The organism is Colwellia sp. BRX8-5 (assembly GCF_014077325.1).
GTDB lineage: Bacteria > Pseudomonadota > Gammaproteobacteria > Enterobacterales > Alteromonadaceae > Colwellia_A.
This window is the reverse complement of sequence record NZ_JACGVR010000003.1, coordinates 187,025-203,043: the sequence shown is the minus strand read 5'-3', so window position 1 is coordinate 203,043 and position 16,019 is coordinate 187,025. Positions and strand designations below refer to the sequence as shown.

11 protein-coding genes are annotated in these 16,019 nt (G+C 40.0%); 5 read left to right on the top strand and 6 right to left on the bottom strand.

Annotation, left to right across the window (positions count from 1 at the left end; translation table 11 throughout):
* The first annotated feature begins 395 nt into the window (after nt 1-395).
* Nucleotides 396-4,220, top strand: a complete 3,825-nt coding sequence (gene putA / locus H4J62_RS03685) for a bifunctional proline dehydrogenase/L-glutamate gamma-semialdehyde dehydrogenase PutA (protein ID WP_182213660.1) — start codon at nt 396-398, stop codon at nt 4,218-4,220.
* Between the two features lie 110 nt (nt 4,221-4,330).
* Here the strand turns inward: putA and H4J62_RS03680 are convergent, their stop codons facing one another.
* The 6 genes from H4J62_RS03680 to proB all read right to left on the bottom strand — a co-directional run bounded on the left by H4J62_RS03680 (nt 4,331) and on the right by proB (nt 10,794).
* Nucleotides 4,331-4,582 carry a TIGR03643 family protein gene (locus H4J62_RS03680; RefSeq protein ID WP_070375800.1) on the bottom strand — a complete coding sequence of 84 codons (252 nt, stop codon included), beginning with the start codon at nt 4,580-4,582 and terminating at the stop codon, nt 4,331-4,333.
* A gap of 128 nt (nt 4,583-4,710) precedes the next feature.
* Nucleotides 4,711-6,261, bottom strand: a complete 1,551-nt coding sequence (locus H4J62_RS03675; protein ID WP_182213662.1) for a cryptochrome/photolyase family protein — start codon at nt 6,259-6,261, stop codon at nt 4,711-4,713.
* A gap of 51 nt (nt 6,262-6,312) precedes the next feature.
* Entirely contained in the window at nt 6,313-6,459 is a 147-nt protein-coding gene (locus H4J62_RS03670) for a DUF2256 domain-containing protein (protein ID WP_182213663.1), read from the bottom strand.
* Between the two features lie 6 nt (nt 6,460-6,465).
* Complete coding sequence (locus tag H4J62_RS03665; protein ID WP_259364719.1) at nt 6,466-8,022, bottom strand: cryptochrome/deoxyribodipyrimidine photo-lyase family protein; 1,557 nt, start codon at nt 8,020-8,022, stop codon at nt 6,466-6,468.
* Entirely contained in the window at nt 8,015-9,361 is a 1,347-nt protein-coding gene (locus H4J62_RS03660; RefSeq protein WP_182213665.1) for a DASH family cryptochrome, read from the bottom strand. Before H4J62_RS03660 ends, H4J62_RS03665 begins: the two co-directional genes overlap by 8 nt.
* A gap of 254 nt (nt 9,362-9,615) precedes the next feature.
* On the bottom strand, nt 9,616-10,794 hold the full coding sequence (proB, locus tag H4J62_RS03655; RefSeq protein ID WP_182213667.1) for a glutamate 5-kinase: 1,179 nt from the start codon (nt 10,792-10,794) through the stop codon (nt 9,616-9,618).
* A gap of 382 nt (nt 10,795-11,176) precedes the next feature.
* Here proB and proC point away from each other — a divergent pair, with 382 nt between their 5' ends.
* The 4 genes from proC to H4J62_RS03635 all read left to right on the top strand — a co-directional run bounded on the left by proC (nt 11,177) and on the right by H4J62_RS03635 (nt 15,823).
* The gene (gene proC / locus H4J62_RS03650; RefSeq protein ID WP_182213668.1) at nt 11,177-11,956 is read left to right on the top strand and encodes a pyrroline-5-carboxylate reductase; all 780 of its coding nucleotides are present in this window, start codon (nt 11,177-11,179) and stop codon (nt 11,954-11,956) included.
* Between the two features lie 185 nt (nt 11,957-12,141).
* Entirely contained in the window at nt 12,142-13,413 is a 1,272-nt protein-coding gene (locus H4J62_RS03645; protein ID WP_182213669.1) for a glutamate-5-semialdehyde dehydrogenase, read from the top strand.
* A 401-nt stretch (nt 13,414-13,814) separates the two neighbouring features.
* Complete coding sequence (gene iadA, locus H4J62_RS03640) at nt 13,815-14,987, top strand: beta-aspartyl-peptidase (protein WP_182213671.1); 1,173 nt, start codon at nt 13,815-13,817, stop codon at nt 14,985-14,987.
* Nucleotides 14,988-14,995: 8 nt separating this feature from the next.
* Nucleotides 14,996-15,823 (top strand): cyanophycinase, encoded by an 828-nt coding sequence (locus H4J62_RS03635; protein WP_182213672.1) that lies wholly within the window; start codon nt 14,996-14,998, stop codon nt 15,821-15,823.
* Nucleotides 15,824-16,019 lie beyond the last annotated feature (196 nt).

Sequence of the window (16,019 nt, the reverse complement as noted above, 5' to 3'; positions counted from 1 at the left end):
GATAAAGCCCAGCATGTCTGGGCTTTTTTTTTACATAAAAGTGATACAAATATAAGGCTGTTTGCCGCTCGGTAGTAAGCGCTAGGGGTTGGTTTAATTTCAGCATTAAGAAATGACTTAGCAATACAAAACACTCACTAAATATTGACTAAACCATAGCAAGTAAATGCTAAGTAAATGCCATGGCAACTTAGCGTAAACAGCAGTATTTTTAGGCAACTATATATATTATACCGTATATTTTATATCTTATTTGACCAGGAAATACATTCTATGGTGGTATTGTACTATAGCGACATTTATAATTAGGCAAATCAGAATTAAACAAACAAATTCTATTGTAACTATCGCTATATAGCACCAAGCTGTTATGTAGTCATTTTGAGGAAGAGTATATGCTTTTTAATGGTTCGTTTAGCACAGACTGCCCAATTCGTCAGAAAATCCGTGAATTTTATCGTATTGATGAAAATATAGCAGTAGATCATATTCTACCTGTGGCAGAAGTTAATGTTAGTGCTAGAAGTAGAGCTTGGGAAAGAGCTCGCAAAATGGTTTTACAAATTCGTGAAGACCAATCTGGGAATGGCGCAATTGATTCCCTATTAAAAGAGTACTCACTCTCCAGTGAAGAAGGTGTGGTATTGATGTGTTTGGCAGAAGCCTTATTACGTGTGCCAGACAAACATACTCAAGATGCCTTAATTCGTGACAAAATTTCTCAAGGCCAGTGGAGCAGTCATTTAGGCAGCAGTGATTCACTGTTTGTTAATGCTTCATCATGGGGCTTATTAATTACCGGCACTATGGTTAATTATGCCGATAAACGTAAAAAAGACAGCTTTGGTTTATTGAAAAAAGTCATTGGTCGCTTAGGCGAGCCAGTTATTCGTAAATCAATGAACTACGCCATGAAAATCATGGGTAAGCAGTTTGTAATGGGCGAAACTATTCAAGCGGCAACAGCGCGTGCTGCCACTAAAGAACAGCAAGGTTATGTCTATTCCTACGATATGCTCGGTGAAGGTGCCCGCACCATGGCGGATGCTGATCGTTACTTTAAATCTTATCAAGTTGCAATCGATGCCATCGGCGCTGTTGCTCGCGCCTCAGGTAAAAATGATCCTCGCCGAGTGCCCGGTATATCGGTTAAGCTTTCAGCCATTCATCCTCGCTACGAGTTTACCCACAAAGCCCGCGTTATGGCCGAAATTGTGCCAAAACTTAAAGCACTTTGCTTACAAGCAAAAAGTTATAACATTGGCTTAACCGTTGATGCCGAAGAGTCTGAACGCTTAGATATATCACTTGATATTATTGAAGCGGTTTTTAGCGATAGCGAGTTAGGCGATTGGACAGGTTTTGGCATGGCTTTACAAGCTTACCAAAAACGTGCGCTTTTTGTCGTCGATTGGTTACGTGATTTAACCCTACGTGCTAACCGAAAAATGATGATCCGTTTGGTTAAAGGCGCTTATTGGGATACTGAAATTAAGAATGCTCAAAAAGATGGTCTTCAGCATTTCCCTGTTTTCACGCGTAAGTCTTCTACCGATGTTTCTTACCACGCCTGTGCTAATAAATTACTGGAATATAGAGATAGTATCTATCCACAGTTTGCTACGCATAATGCTTACACAGCGGCAACCATTGTTGAGCTAGCTGGCGATGATAAAGAAGGTTTTGAGTTTCAATGTTTACATGGCATGGGCGATTCTTTATATGACCAAATTGTCTCAAGTGAAAATATTCAATGTCGAATTTACGCTCCTGTTGGTCATCATGAAGAGTTATTAGCTTACTTAGTGCGTCGTTTATTAGAAAACGGCGCTAACTCTTCTTTTGTTAATGCTATCGTTGATGAGTCTCAGCCAGTCGAGTCTTTATTGGGCGATCCCGTTGAAAAAACCCAGCGTTTAAAAGATAAATATAACCACCAAATAGTTAAACCTATCGCCTTGTATCATGATGCGAAAGGTCTGGGCCGTGATAATTCTAAAGGGCTAGACTTAACCGATATTAATGCTATAGCGCCGTTAAAATTATCATTAGATAACTGGTTTACCGATCATCACATCAATGAAAATGATGTGCCTTCAGGCTCGGTAGCGGTTAAAAACCCCGCCAACCATAGTGAAGTCATAGGTTTCCATCAACACCACACTAAAGATGACATGCTGGCAATGATCGACACCGCACAAGCAACATTTGCTTCGTGGTCGAAAACACCGGTATCTGAACGTGCCGATTTGTTATGTCGCGTTGCCGATATTCTTGAACGCCATATGGACGAACTTATCGCCTTATGTATTAAAGAAGCGGGTAAAATTGCGCAAGATGGTATTGATGAAGTCAGAGAAGCCGTCGATTTTTGTCGTTATTATGCTAACCAAGCGATTGAACTCGAAGAAGATGAACGCTTAGAAGCTCGTGGTGTTGTACTGTGTATCAGCCCATGGAATTTTCCATTAGCGATATTTTTAGGGCAAGTTGCTGCGGCAATCGCTACCGGTAATACCGTATTAGCAAAACCTGCTGAACAAACAAGTTTAATTGCCTTGCGCACCATTGAACTAATGGAGTCGGTTGGACTACCTGAAGGTGTTGTTCAAGCGGTTATTGCTCGCGGAAGCGAAGTGGGCAGTGTTATTGTGCCTGACGCTCGTATTCAAACCGTTATGTTTACAGGTTCCACTGAAACCGGCACAATAATTTCACAAACGTTGGCTGATAGAGGTGGCGATCAGGTGCCTTTCATCGCTGAAACCGGTGGACAAAATTGTATGATAGTTGACTCAACAGCCTTGCCTGAGCAAGTTGTTGACGATGTTATTTCTTCAGGATTTCAATCGGCAGGTCAGCGCTGTTCTGCGCTTCGCGTATTATTTTTACAAGAAGACATCGCTGATAATGTCATTACTATGCTTAAGGGTGCCTTAGCAGAATTGCATGTCGGTAACCCAGAATATTTAAGCACAGATATCGGCCCAGTAATTGATGACAAAGCCCTCAGCGCGCTCAATGCACACAGTGACTATATGCAAACCCATGGTCAATTGTTATATCAGTGTGAGATATCAGCTGAAGTGGCAGGTAACGAGCATTTCTTTTTTGCGCCTCGTCTTTATGAAATTAAAGATATTAGCGTCCTTAAAAAAGAAGTCTTTGGCCCTTGTGTGCACATTGTACGTTTTAAAGGCAATGAAATAGAAGCGGTTATCGATAAAATTAATGGTACAGGTTTTGGTTTAACTATGGGTATTCATACGCGTATTGAACACCGTGCCTTAGATTTAGCTAAGCTGTCACGCGCAGGTAATGTTTATATTAACCGTAATATGATTGGCGCCATTGTTGGCGTACAACCTTTTGGTGGTCGTGGTCTTTCAGGTACGGGACCAAAAGCAGGTGGACCCAATTACTTAACACGTTTAGTTATTGAAAAAGCTACGCCAGATGCCGAACAATTTAACTTGCTACCTTCGCAGGTAGAAGCCTTAGACGGTGATGCAGAATCAGATAAAGCCTCAACTTTGTTTATGGACAAAGCAAATGCAGCAGAAAAAGGCTGGCGCTTAACTGAGTTAAATACCCGTCTTTCTTGTGTTCGTCAGCTGTTAGCCAAAATTGCGCATATTGATATTGTTGATGATTTAGCCGACGATTTAAATCTGACCTTAAAAGGCGCTCGTTCGCAGTTGATTGATATTGAAAAGCGTTTGAAAAAGCCAACATTCTTACCAGGACCAACGGGTGAGTCTAATGTGTTGTATTTGGAAAACCGCGGTAATATTATTTGTTTTGCCGATGCGACAGTGAGCTTTCACTTCTGGGTACTATCTATTGTAACGGCGTTGGCTACGGGTAATACCGTTGTTAGTGTTGTTTCTGATTTGTATTATGATGAAGCCATCGCCTTTAGAGACAAGTTCCTCTCAACGGGTGCTGATGAAGGTGTTTTTCAGGTTGCACGTTTACGCCACTTATCAACGATGTTAGCGCACCCTGCCTTGTCAGGTGTTGTGGTCGACAGTCATTGTGATCGTAAGCACTTTATCAGTGAAAAATTAGCTGAACGTCAAGGGGCGATATTGCCAGTGATCAGTTCAGAATATTTCGATAATTTGATCCAGCGTCTATTAACCGAGAAAACGATTAGTATTGATACGACGGCATCAGGTGGTAATACATCGCTGATGACCTTAGTTGAAGAAGATTAACAACTGATTGTCTAAAAAGTATGACCCGTTATGGGTCATTACTTACAAATCAAACGAAAAAGGGCATCATAAGATGCCCTTTTTATTGATATTTTTTTATATAGCTGTGATCAACGTTGTTTATATTGCGTTGGGCAGTATCCTCTCGATACGTCAGGACTTCTTAATTTTACATGCTTGGTTGAGCGTCCACTTACTCTTTCCCGCCATAATCTAAAACTTCTAGGTTTTAAGTGACTACGCATAAACTTAATAACATCAGGCTCTTGCAAACTAAACTGATGTTCTATTGCTTCAAATGGTGTTCTATCTTCCCAAGCCATTTCTATAATTCTTGACTCTTCATCCATAGAAAATTGCATAAAAGGATCCTAAAGGTAGTAAATAAACATAATCGTTATACGCGCCACTGATAAATAAAGACCATTAGCGCCTAACTTTTATCCATTAACTGAAGGTCTGCCTATCTAGCCAGCGCTAACTCATGAGCCTATAAATCATCTAGATTATTCAATAACTGTGTTGCGTGCTCTCTAATTTCAATTTTTTTCGCAGGCTCCATTTTATCCCAGTTACGAATAGGGAAACTCATTCTATGATTGCCAGCAAACTTATCATAATTTTGATCAATAAAATTCCAATACAAACTGTTTAATGGGCAGGCATTAGCGCCCACTTTTTCTTTAACGTTGTAATGGCAACCTTTGCAATAATCACTCATTTTATTGACATAATTACCACTAGCCGCATAAGGTTTTGTAGCTATCCAACCACCGTCAGCAAAAAGTGCCATGCTGCGGGTATTCGGTAATTCTACCCATTCAATCGCGTCAATGTAGATACCTAAATACCAATCATCGACTTGGCTAGGCGTTATGCCAGCCAGTAAAGCAAAGTTTCCGGTGATCATCAATCGTTGAATATGATGAGCATAGGCATGTTTGAGTGATTGCGAGATAGCACTTCTTAAGCACTGCATTTTAGTATTAGCATTCCAGAAGAAAGCGGGTAAATCACGCTTTGCCTCTAAAAAATTCTGCTCGGCATAATTAGGCATATTAGCCCAATACATACCTCTAACATATTCTCGCCAGCCTAATATTTGCCTAACAAAACCTTCGATTTGCGCTAAGGTTATCTTACCTGCTGATGCTTGATAGGCAGCCAGAGCGGTTTCAATGACCTCAAGCGGATTAAGCATTTTACAGTTCAATGAAAAACTCAGCCGCGAGTGGTACAAACTCCAAGCATAAGGTGAGGCTACAGTCATCGCATCTTGAAAATTACCAAAGTTTTCTAACTGATGTTCGCAAAAGAACGTTAATAATTCTAGCGATTGTTGGCGATTAATAGGATAAGCAACATGCTCAGATTCACGCCCTATCGTGTCAATCTTATGATGTTTTATCCGTTGTAAATAATCACTTGCTGGGTTGTCAAAGACCAGTGGTTTAGGAATAAATTTAAGATCGGTTTTTTTAAAGGATTGACGATTATTCGCATCAAAATTCCAAGCATCACCTTCAGGCTTGGCGCCATTCATTAAAATAGCAAAGCGCTTGCGCATAAAACGATAAAAATTTTCCATTCTTACGTGGGTAGCGGCTTTAAAATGATCAGCGAGTTCATCAAAGGGTAATAAAAAGTGTTCACTGTCAACTTCATAGACAGGTACCGATAATTGAGCTGACATCTCGCTTAATTGCGCGCGCAATCGATATTCATCAGGACGCATAAAACTAAAATCTTCACTGGCATAAGTGGTCACTAATGTGGCGATCAAAGCAGGTAAATCTTGATATTTTGCTGTTTCATCTAAGGTTAAATAGCAAACCTGATGCCCTTTACTCTCCAGAGTTTGAGCAAAATTATCCATAGCAGCAAAAAACGCTGTTATCTTCTGACTGTGGTGCTTAGTATAATTAGCTTCTTGATAAAGCTCTGCGATGACATATACCACATCGCTATCGACCCGTTCAAACCAGCTGTGCATAACATTAAGTTGATCGCCTAATATTAGCCTAAGATGTTTCGCCTTCATTAATTTACCTTACTTTACATTTAACTTTGAATTGATCTATACATAATTATTTTAGCTGATGCTGCCATTTTTACTACGTCGGCAACGCTCAGAGCAATAGCGGACATCTTCCCAACACGCTTGCCATTTATTACGCCAAAAGAAATTCTTTTTACAAGTCTGGCAATTTTTCTCGGGTAACGTTAATTTTTTATGCATGATAACTTAATCACTTTCTGCAATTTTTAACTGTTGAGGTTTTTTAGCTTTGGATATTTTTTTATTACCTCTAACATGTTTAGCTACAATACGTTGCCCTTCTTTTTTAGTGGTAAATCGTTGACGAAAGCCCCACAGTAAATCGCGAGCAATCTTGCCTGTTTCGTTAATATCAACCATAGGAGATGGATAATCATCACCTAATTGGCATTGATAAAGCTGTTGTTCCATGGGTGACAATAACCAGGGTGTATGAATAACTTCATTGGGTAACTCAACTAATTCAGGTAACCATTTTCTCAGGAATTCACCATGACTATCTTTCTCTAATGATTGCTTAACCGGGTTATAAACCCTTATGATATTAGTACCAGTAACACCAGACTGCATTTGAAATTGTGGGTAATGAATGCCAGGTTCAAAATCAAGAAATAATTGTGCTAAATGGGTAACGCCTAATCGCCAATCCACCAGTAAATGATGGCATAAAAAACTCACTAGCATCGCCCGCATACGAAAATTTATATAGCCAGTTTGCTCTAAACAACGCATACAAGCGTCAATTAATGGATAACCTGTTTGCGCAGTTTTCCATTTATCTAGTCGTTCTTCAACACTCAGTCCACAATGAATATCTGGATACATTAAGTCATTATAGGCTTTATTCACGGGTCGCCATTGCATTTGATGTTCACTTTCAAATTTTTGAATAAAGTGACAATGCCAATGTAGCCGAGAAGCCAGCGCGTCTATTGGTCGTTTCCAACCCCGCTCTGATCTTGTTATCAAAATAGTTTGATAGAACTCTCTTAAACTTATATTGCCCCAGGCTAGATAAGGTGACAACCGAGAGCAACTTTTACGACTTGCTTGCGGTTTAGATATATCAAAATGATACCCCTTACCACGACCCTTTAAGAAGGATTGCAGGGTTCTTTGCGCCCAAAGCTCACCACCTTTAAGCATAAAGTCATCCGTTATTGACCATGATATTGGAAAACTGCAGACAAATAGCTTATCTATTAATGTGCAACTCGCTAGAACATCATCCGATAATTTGGCTTGTTCCAGCGGGGCTTTCATCACTTGGCGCCAGTGTTTGTCCCAATCAATTCTATTTTTTTTGCCACGACTTACTGCACCAAATTGACTCTCACTCCAAACTATATCTTGTGCTTGGCACCACTGTTGTACCGATTTATCTCTCTCAAAGGTCGATAATAAACCCACTTCTTCGTGGCTAAACAACCCGCTTATTTTAAAGACGTTATTGATTTCAATTAAGCCCGCTATTGCATCACCAAAATACAAATATACACGTGAATTAAAAGCGGCTAGCTGACTATTCATATCAGCAATAGATTGCCAAACAAAACGCCAATGCCGCTCATCATAATGAGGATCATTTATAAGTAGCGGTTCAAAGACGTAGTAAAGCAAGGTTTGACCCGATTTAATCGCTTGCACTAAAGGTTGATGATCACTGAGGCGTAAATCACGTTTCAGCCAAACAACATTTACCGCTGTATTCATCGGTTTTTCTTCAATAAGTGTCTTAGTCATTTAGCGGTTGCACCGGCCAATCAGAAGCGTCGACAGAATCCAGTGGCTTACTCGAATAATCATCTCGGGTAAGCCACTTAGCCTGATAAACCCCATCAGGGTCATAAAGTGCTGTTTGCTTTTCAATATTGAAATGTCTGCCACCTCTAGGGTCAACGCCGACACCCGCAATATACTGCCAATTACCCCAATTAACTCCAGCATCATAATCTATTAGCTGCTCTTCAAACCAAGCCGCGCCAAATCGCCAATCAACACTGAGTTCGTTAACCAAACAACTGGCTACAATTTGACGGGCTCGATTACTTATATAACCTGTGGTCATTAATTCATTCATACAGGCATTAACAAGCGGATAAGGAGTTTGACCTAAGCACCATTTATTAAAACGCTCAGGATAAAATGAAGTTAAGGGTGGATGTTCAGCCAAACCTTTAAATTGGTAGGTTTTTGCACCTACTTTAAAATGTAACCACTGGAAGTATTCTCGCCATAATAATTCTAAATATAGACATTGTGTTGAACTATTTTCCCCTTGCTGCTCTTCAAAATCAGTAATGGAGCGGTTTACTTGCCGCGCAGAGATACAACCATAATTTAACCAAGCCGATAACTTACTGCTATTATCCCAGCCGTCTAAATTATTTCTAACCTGTTTATAATCAGCCGGTAAAGCCGATGAAAAGTAACGACTAAGCTGCTTTAAACCGGCAGTTTCACCGCCCTCAAAATTATAACCACACTTTGCCCTTTGATAAGGTGTGTTAGGTAACCACGATGGCCTAAAAATTGTTGGTGAAGGCATATTAGCAAACATACTGGGCAAAGATTGAGTGCTGGGTGTAACATCAGCGATGCTAATATCAGCCATCACCTTTCTAAACTTAGAATAACTTATTGGGAGTTGCTCAAGTTCAAAGGGTAAAACGTGATGTGGGAATAACGTAAATTGATCGACCTGATGAATATCCGCTTCGGGCAAACGCCGACCGAGCTCATCGATCAAACTGTTTTCATATGTGCCAGGAAGACGTGTGGTAATAACATCGGTAATATCATATTTTTCACAGAGCGCGGTTAAACTCGATAATGTGTCCCCGTAAACAATGTAAAGTTGTTGATCTAATGCTAATAAACTTTGATTAAAATCACTCAAACACCCCTGTAAAAAGTGCCAGCGTTTATCACCCAAAGGTTTAGATTGATAGTTCTTTGGCTCGAACCACTTTTTATCAACGACATAAACACAAAGTAATTGTTCGCTTTGGCTGGCTAAGTTAAGTGCAATGTTGTCATTGAGACGAAGATCGTTAGTCACCCAGTATAAGGAACGTTTCATAGATATAATTCGAAGATTCAAAAAAATTATATACGAATTAACTTAGCGATTAGATCAACATCGTTAAGTTATTATATGCGGGTGTAACTCGATGTAGTCAGGCAGTTAATCGCCCACTAATTGATAAAAGCAGGTTTTACAGAAAATCATAGTTGAGTCGGTTAGCTGAGGCTAATACTTAATAGGTAAGAATGACGAGTGTATTTAAGTGATAAAAAAAAACCTCTGCATTGCTGCAGAGGTCATTTAATCAATTAATCATCTTGAACAGGTTCATCCCAAGAAAGATGATGTTCACTTAAGACGACCAAGTTTTCACTATTGATCAATCGTTGTGAAGCGCTATACCCAAGGATATTTTGCACTGTTTCGTCTGGACGACTAGCAATAATGGCTGTTTCATCCGATGAGAAGTTACACAAACCACGTGCTATTTCTTCACCTTTTTCGTCGTAGACGTGAAGCACATCTGCGCGCTCGAAGTTGCCATGTATTGAAACAACATCGTGACAGGTAAATCCTTCGTCACCGCCAAATAATGCATCAGCAACTTCTTGTTTTATCACTAAACTACCGGCCATTTGTAAACGGTCAGTTAGCCAGATGTTCCATGCAGATGAAGGTGATGAGTGAGCAATACACTTAGTGTGTCTGCGATCACCTTGCAATATTCCGGTAACAGGCGCTTCCATCGTCCCTCTCGAAATAATGGTTGTACAACCAGCATTTTGCGCCATATTGGCCGCTTGTAGTTTAGTTAGCATGCCACCGGTACCTAAAGAGCTGGTGCCGCTTGCCGCTTCCATATAACTACTAACATCTTCGATAGAATCGACAAAAATTGCGCCTTCTTCTGAAGGGTCTCGGTCATACACGCCATCGATACAGGTAAGAATAAACAAATACTCTGCGCCAATCATTTGTGCGACTTTAGCAGCAAGTCTGTCATTATCTCCGACACGAATTTCTTCTGTAGTCACCGTATCATTTTCGTTGACGATAGGCATTACGCCTTGTTTTATCAGGCGATGAACGGTATTTTTAATATTGAGAAAGCGACGTCTATTTTCTAAATCATCTAAGGTAACTAAAACCTGTGCTATATCAAAACCATACTCAAGTGCAATTTGCTTGTAGGCATGCATTAAGATGGGTTGTCCACAAGCGGCAGCCGCTTGCTTATCTTGCACACTAGCATTTTCAATAGTGCAACCAACCGTATTTAGACCTAATGCTACTGAACCAGAAGAGGTCAGTACAACTTCGTAGCCTTGCTCGCGTAACAAAGATATGTCACTTAGGAGACCATGCATAAAAGCAAAACTAGGTGTTAAATTTTTAACATTTGCTAAGAGACTCGAACCCACTTTAATAACGATACGTGGCTTGTTTCGAGAAGATTTATCAGTTTTTTGTTGTTCAAATGAGGGCAAAATTACTCCGTGCTCTGGTTAATTAAAATAAATAGTAGCGTTGAATCATTCACAAAATTGATTCAACAAATTGCAGCTATTTTCGTGATATTTTATTGTCGTATTAGAATTATTGCTTATTACTGATAACATAAATTTATCTGCGGTTGACCGCGTTAAAAGTAATAGATAAAAAATTGCTGAAACGTTGGTAAAAACGTTAGAATTTGACGGCAATCGACAAATGAGTGCAGATATCATATACTAAAAAAGATAATTTTTCAATTGAACTCAAACTCAACGTTTTGAAAAATATATTATCGGATTTTAAAAAGTTCGTACTGAACACCTGCAAAACGATCTGCATTTCATTCAATGTAAGCTAAAAAACAACAGGAGTTTCATGTCATTACTTATGATTGGTTGTGGTAAAATGGGCGGTTCTTTATTGACTCGTTGGGCAACCTCTACAAATCACACCATCACTATTATTAATCCCTCATTAGTTAAAGCACCGCAGAATGTTATCGTCAGACAAGCCATTGAAGAGCTAGCTGATCAACGTTTCGACATCATTGTTATTGCGATTAAACCACAGCTTATTGAAAAAATATTACCAAGCTATCGTCGTCATCTTGCTGATTCGGGTTGCATTATTTCTATCGCTGCTGGCTACTCGGTTTCTTCAATAGAGCAACTGATTGGCGAACAAGCTATTGTTCGCGTTATGCCAAATCTACCCGCAAAAATTGGTAGAGGCGTTAGCGGACTTTTCGCAAACTCTCGTTGTAGTGCGGCTCAAATTGAAAACGCTGTAGCATTAACCAATGCCGTTGGTTTTACACACATAACAACCAGCGAAGACGAGCTAGACCGAGTAACGGCAGTCGCTGGAAGTGGTCCTGGTTATGCCTTTGAAATAGCACGTTGTTGGATAGAGTCGGCAATTAAACTCGGCTTTTCACCGCAAACTGCAAGAGAGTTGGTATTGAATACACTCAGTGGTTCGATGGAGTTGGCCTTAACGAGTAAAGAAGATGCCGAGACTTTGCGAAACTCAGTAACCAGTAAAAATGGTACGACAGCGGCAGGATTAAGTGCGCTTATGCAAGATGAACAGTTAGCGTCTCTATTTGACTCAACTGTTTTATCGGCTTATCAACGTGCAGTAGCCTTGCGCTAACTTTAGTCTAGTCAGCAATGACGCACTCAAACATTTTTGATGAAAACCCTAAATTCTTTAAACTGAACTTTTATTATTGCTTTTGATATTAATATCAGCGATAAAAATAAAAGTTAATATCATTCAAGTAAAAAAGTTGATCAAACAGTTTAGCGTTAAATGAACAAGTAAAAGGATAAAAATTAATGTCAAATACCTCTAAGAATACTGATATAGAAACAATGATCACCACGCTTGGTAAGCAAGCAAAAGCCGCGGCCAAAGTACTTGCCTGTGCAACGACAGAACAAAAAAACAAAGCATTAACTATTGCCGCAAATGCGCTTCGTGAAAATATGGACGCACTGCTAAAAGCAAACGCACTCGATGTTTTAAGCGTTAAAAAAGCCGGTAAAGCCGATTCTTTTGTAGACCGATTAGAGCTTAACCCTGAAAGAGTTGAAGGTATGGCTGTCGCGCTAGAAGACATTGCCAAGCTAGCCGATCCTGTCGGTCGAGTATTAGCTGAATTTGACCGTCCCAATGGTCTTAAAATAACCCGTGTAGCAACACCTATTGGTGTTATTGGGATGATTTATGAATCACGTCCTAATGTTGGCGCAGATGCTGGCGCGTTATGTCTTAAGTCAGGTAATACGGTAATTTTACGTGGCGGCTCTGAAAGCTTAAATTCCACACGTATTATTGTTGAGTGTATGGCAACGGGTTTACGTGCGGCTGGCTTACCGGCTAACTGTATACAACTGGTTGACACCGATGACCGATCTGCCGTTGCCGCTTTACTGCGCTGTGCCGATTATGTTGATTTAGTTATTCCTCGTGGTGGCCGAGGTTTAGTTGAGCTAGTCAGAAACGAAGCTCAAGTACCAACCTTGTTACACTTAGATGGCAATAACCATATTTATGTTGATAAAGACGCTGACTTGACCAAAGCACTCAGTATCATTAAAAATGCAAAATTACGCAGAACTGGTGTTTGTGGTGCAACTGAAAGTTTAGTGTTAGACCAAGCAATAGCAAAAGAATTTTTACCACAACTCGTAGACACCTTAGCGGGTTGTGAAATTCGTGGCGATGTTGCGGCTCAAGCCTGCGATCCCCGTATTAATGTTGCAACTGAAGCCGATTGGGATACTGAATACCTTGATGCGATTTTATCGGTTAAAGTAGTATCTGGATTAGATGAAGCACTTGATTTTATTGAAGAGCATTCCTCTAAACATACCGATGCTATTATCACTGAAAATGCGGAAATCGCGGAAACGTTTATGCGCTCTGTCGATTCTGCCGTGGTGATGCATAACGCCTCAACTCAGTTTGCTGATGGTGGTGAGTTTGGTATGGGCGCTGAAATTGGTATTGCGACCGGTAAAGTACATGCACGTGGACCCGTTGGTTTAGAGCAGCTAACCATTTTTAAATACCGTGTTGCCGGTCAAGGGCAAACTCGTCCTTAAACGCTTTTGCGTTAAACACTACCACGCATAAAAGTACCAAACTTTTAGCTAAAGCTATACCTAGTTAACACTTTTTTGTTAGCAATAATAGTGCCTCTAACCGAGTGTTAGGGGCTAGCTATTTATATTAAGTTCAGACCTTTTTCACGTAAATCCCCCATACATTTATTAAACGATTAAAACGTTAAAGCTACCGTTAGTTTAGGCGCGGAATTACTATCACTTTCGTGAACCTTATCAATGCACTATAGATTTAAATACTTAGTAAAACAGTATTTAAACCTTTCGTTTACAAATGTAGTTGGCTGAGAAATTATAGCTATGTTATAGTTGCAACCCTTAGGACTAGGTATAGAATAGTCTATACTTGCCCGTCATTTATAAAGCCTTACCGTAAACCTATGATTTCATTATTAAAAAACGTGAACCTTTATAACCCTGCTCCTATGGGTATTAAAGATGTGCTGATTGCTGGTGGAAAAATCGCTGATATTTTTGATGTATCTGATCATGCCCACCATAATATCCCTGATAACTGGCCGGTTGAAGTTATCGATTTTAATGGCGCATACCTAGTGCCAGGTTTTATCGACAGTCATGCTCATATTACCGGTGGTGGTGGTGAAGCAGGTTTTTCAACACAAGTTCCCCCAGTTTCTCTTTCAGAATTTACCCAAGTGGGTGTGACAACTGTAGTTGGACTTTTAGGTACAGATGACACCACTCGAAGTATTGCCAACCTAATAAGCAAAGTTTACGGACTCCGTGAAGAAGGCATGTCGGCATATTGTTGGACCGGTGGTTATCATTATCCGTTAACAACGTTAATTGGTAGCGCAAAAGCAGATATTACTTTTTTAGAGCCGGTTATTGGTATTGGTGAGTTTGCTATTAGCGATCATCGTTCAAGCCAACCAACTTTTGAAGAAGTAATAAAACTAGCTAGTGAAGCACATGTTGCGGGGTTATTGACAGGCAAAGCCGGTATTATTCATTTTCATCTCGGTGATGGTGAACGGCGTCTTGAATTAATTGAGCGAGCGATTAATGAAACAGAAATTCCTGCCCGTGTCTTTAATCCGACGCACGTTAATCGAAATAAGCCATTATTTGAAGACAGTTGCAAATTATTAGCGCACGGCTGTTATATCGATATTACCGCTTTTCCTGAAGGCACAGCAGAGCCTGGTTTAGAGGCATGCGATGCGATAGAAATTGCCGTACAAAGAGGTTTACCCTTGGACAAAATAACCGTCAGTTCAGACGGTGGTGGTTGTTTACCTTGTTTCGATCAACAAGGCGAATTACAACACATGGACTTTGGCCGAGCCAGTACATTACTGGAAACATTACAAGCAACATTAAGAAAGAATATTGCGCTTGAAAGTATTTTACCGATGTTTACTAGCAACGTGGCTACGTTGCTACGTTTACACAGTAAAGGAAAAATAGTACGTAATAACGATGCCGATATGCTCGTACTTAACAACAAATTTGAAATTACTGACGTGATGATAAAAGGTCGTTGGCATAAACGTGACAACACAACAGTAGTAAGTGGAACTTTTGAGTAGAGGTAGGTATGTGTCCAGCAAAAATTGCTGAAGGTCAGCAAAGGGGATTTATAATTCCAATCGGGGGGGCAGAAGAGCGTGTTGATGACCCAATAATTCTACAACGTTTTGTAGAATTATGTGGCGATGAAAATGCCAATATAGTGATTATTCCAACCGCGTCACAGCTTGCTGAGACTGGGCCAAATTATGAAGTTATTTTTCGTAATCTTAATGTCAAAAATGCGATATCTTTACCGATAAATAGCAGAGAAGATGCTGAGCGCGAAGATTATTTAGCCGCACTTGAAAACGCAACAGGTATTTTTATTACCGGTGGTAATCAATTACGCTTGTCGACTATATTAGGCGGTACTTCGATTGCACAGAGTATAAGAAAATTAAACTCTGAAGGTGTGCATGTTGCAGGAACATCTGCAGGTGCCGCTATTATGCCTGAGCATATGATTGCAGGTGGCTCTACCGGTGCATTACCTAATGAGCAAGGTGTAACTTTTGCTCCTGGCTTAGGTTTAATAAGTAAAGTACTTTTAGATCAACACTTTAGTCAACGTAATCGTTTAGGACGTCTACTTTCTGCTGTTTCATATAATCCTTTTGCTTCAGGACTCGGAATTTGTGAAAATACCGCTGCCTTTATTGCGCCAGACGGGTTACTAGAAGTAGTTGGACACGGAAGTATTACGGTAGTTGACCCTTCTGATTTGCAGCACAGTTCAATGGCTGAAGCTCGTACAGGAGATTCCATTACCTTGATAGGGTTAAAACTTCATATGCTTAGTCACGGTGATACTTATTGTTTAAATACTCGAGTCGCATCACCTAAAGCCGTTTAGTCTCTTTAGATACCAATAAGCTAAGCTAAAATTTGCCCATAAATAAACGCATTATTTATGGGCAAATCTCTTTAAAAGGCTCACAAACGCCGCTTCTTTTTCATTGAACCCGAATTAAAAAACACCTTTCTACGACGCTATTCACCATAACTTTTTGGCTGACTTTCCTTGCGCATTTTATCATTAGCAAGTTTAG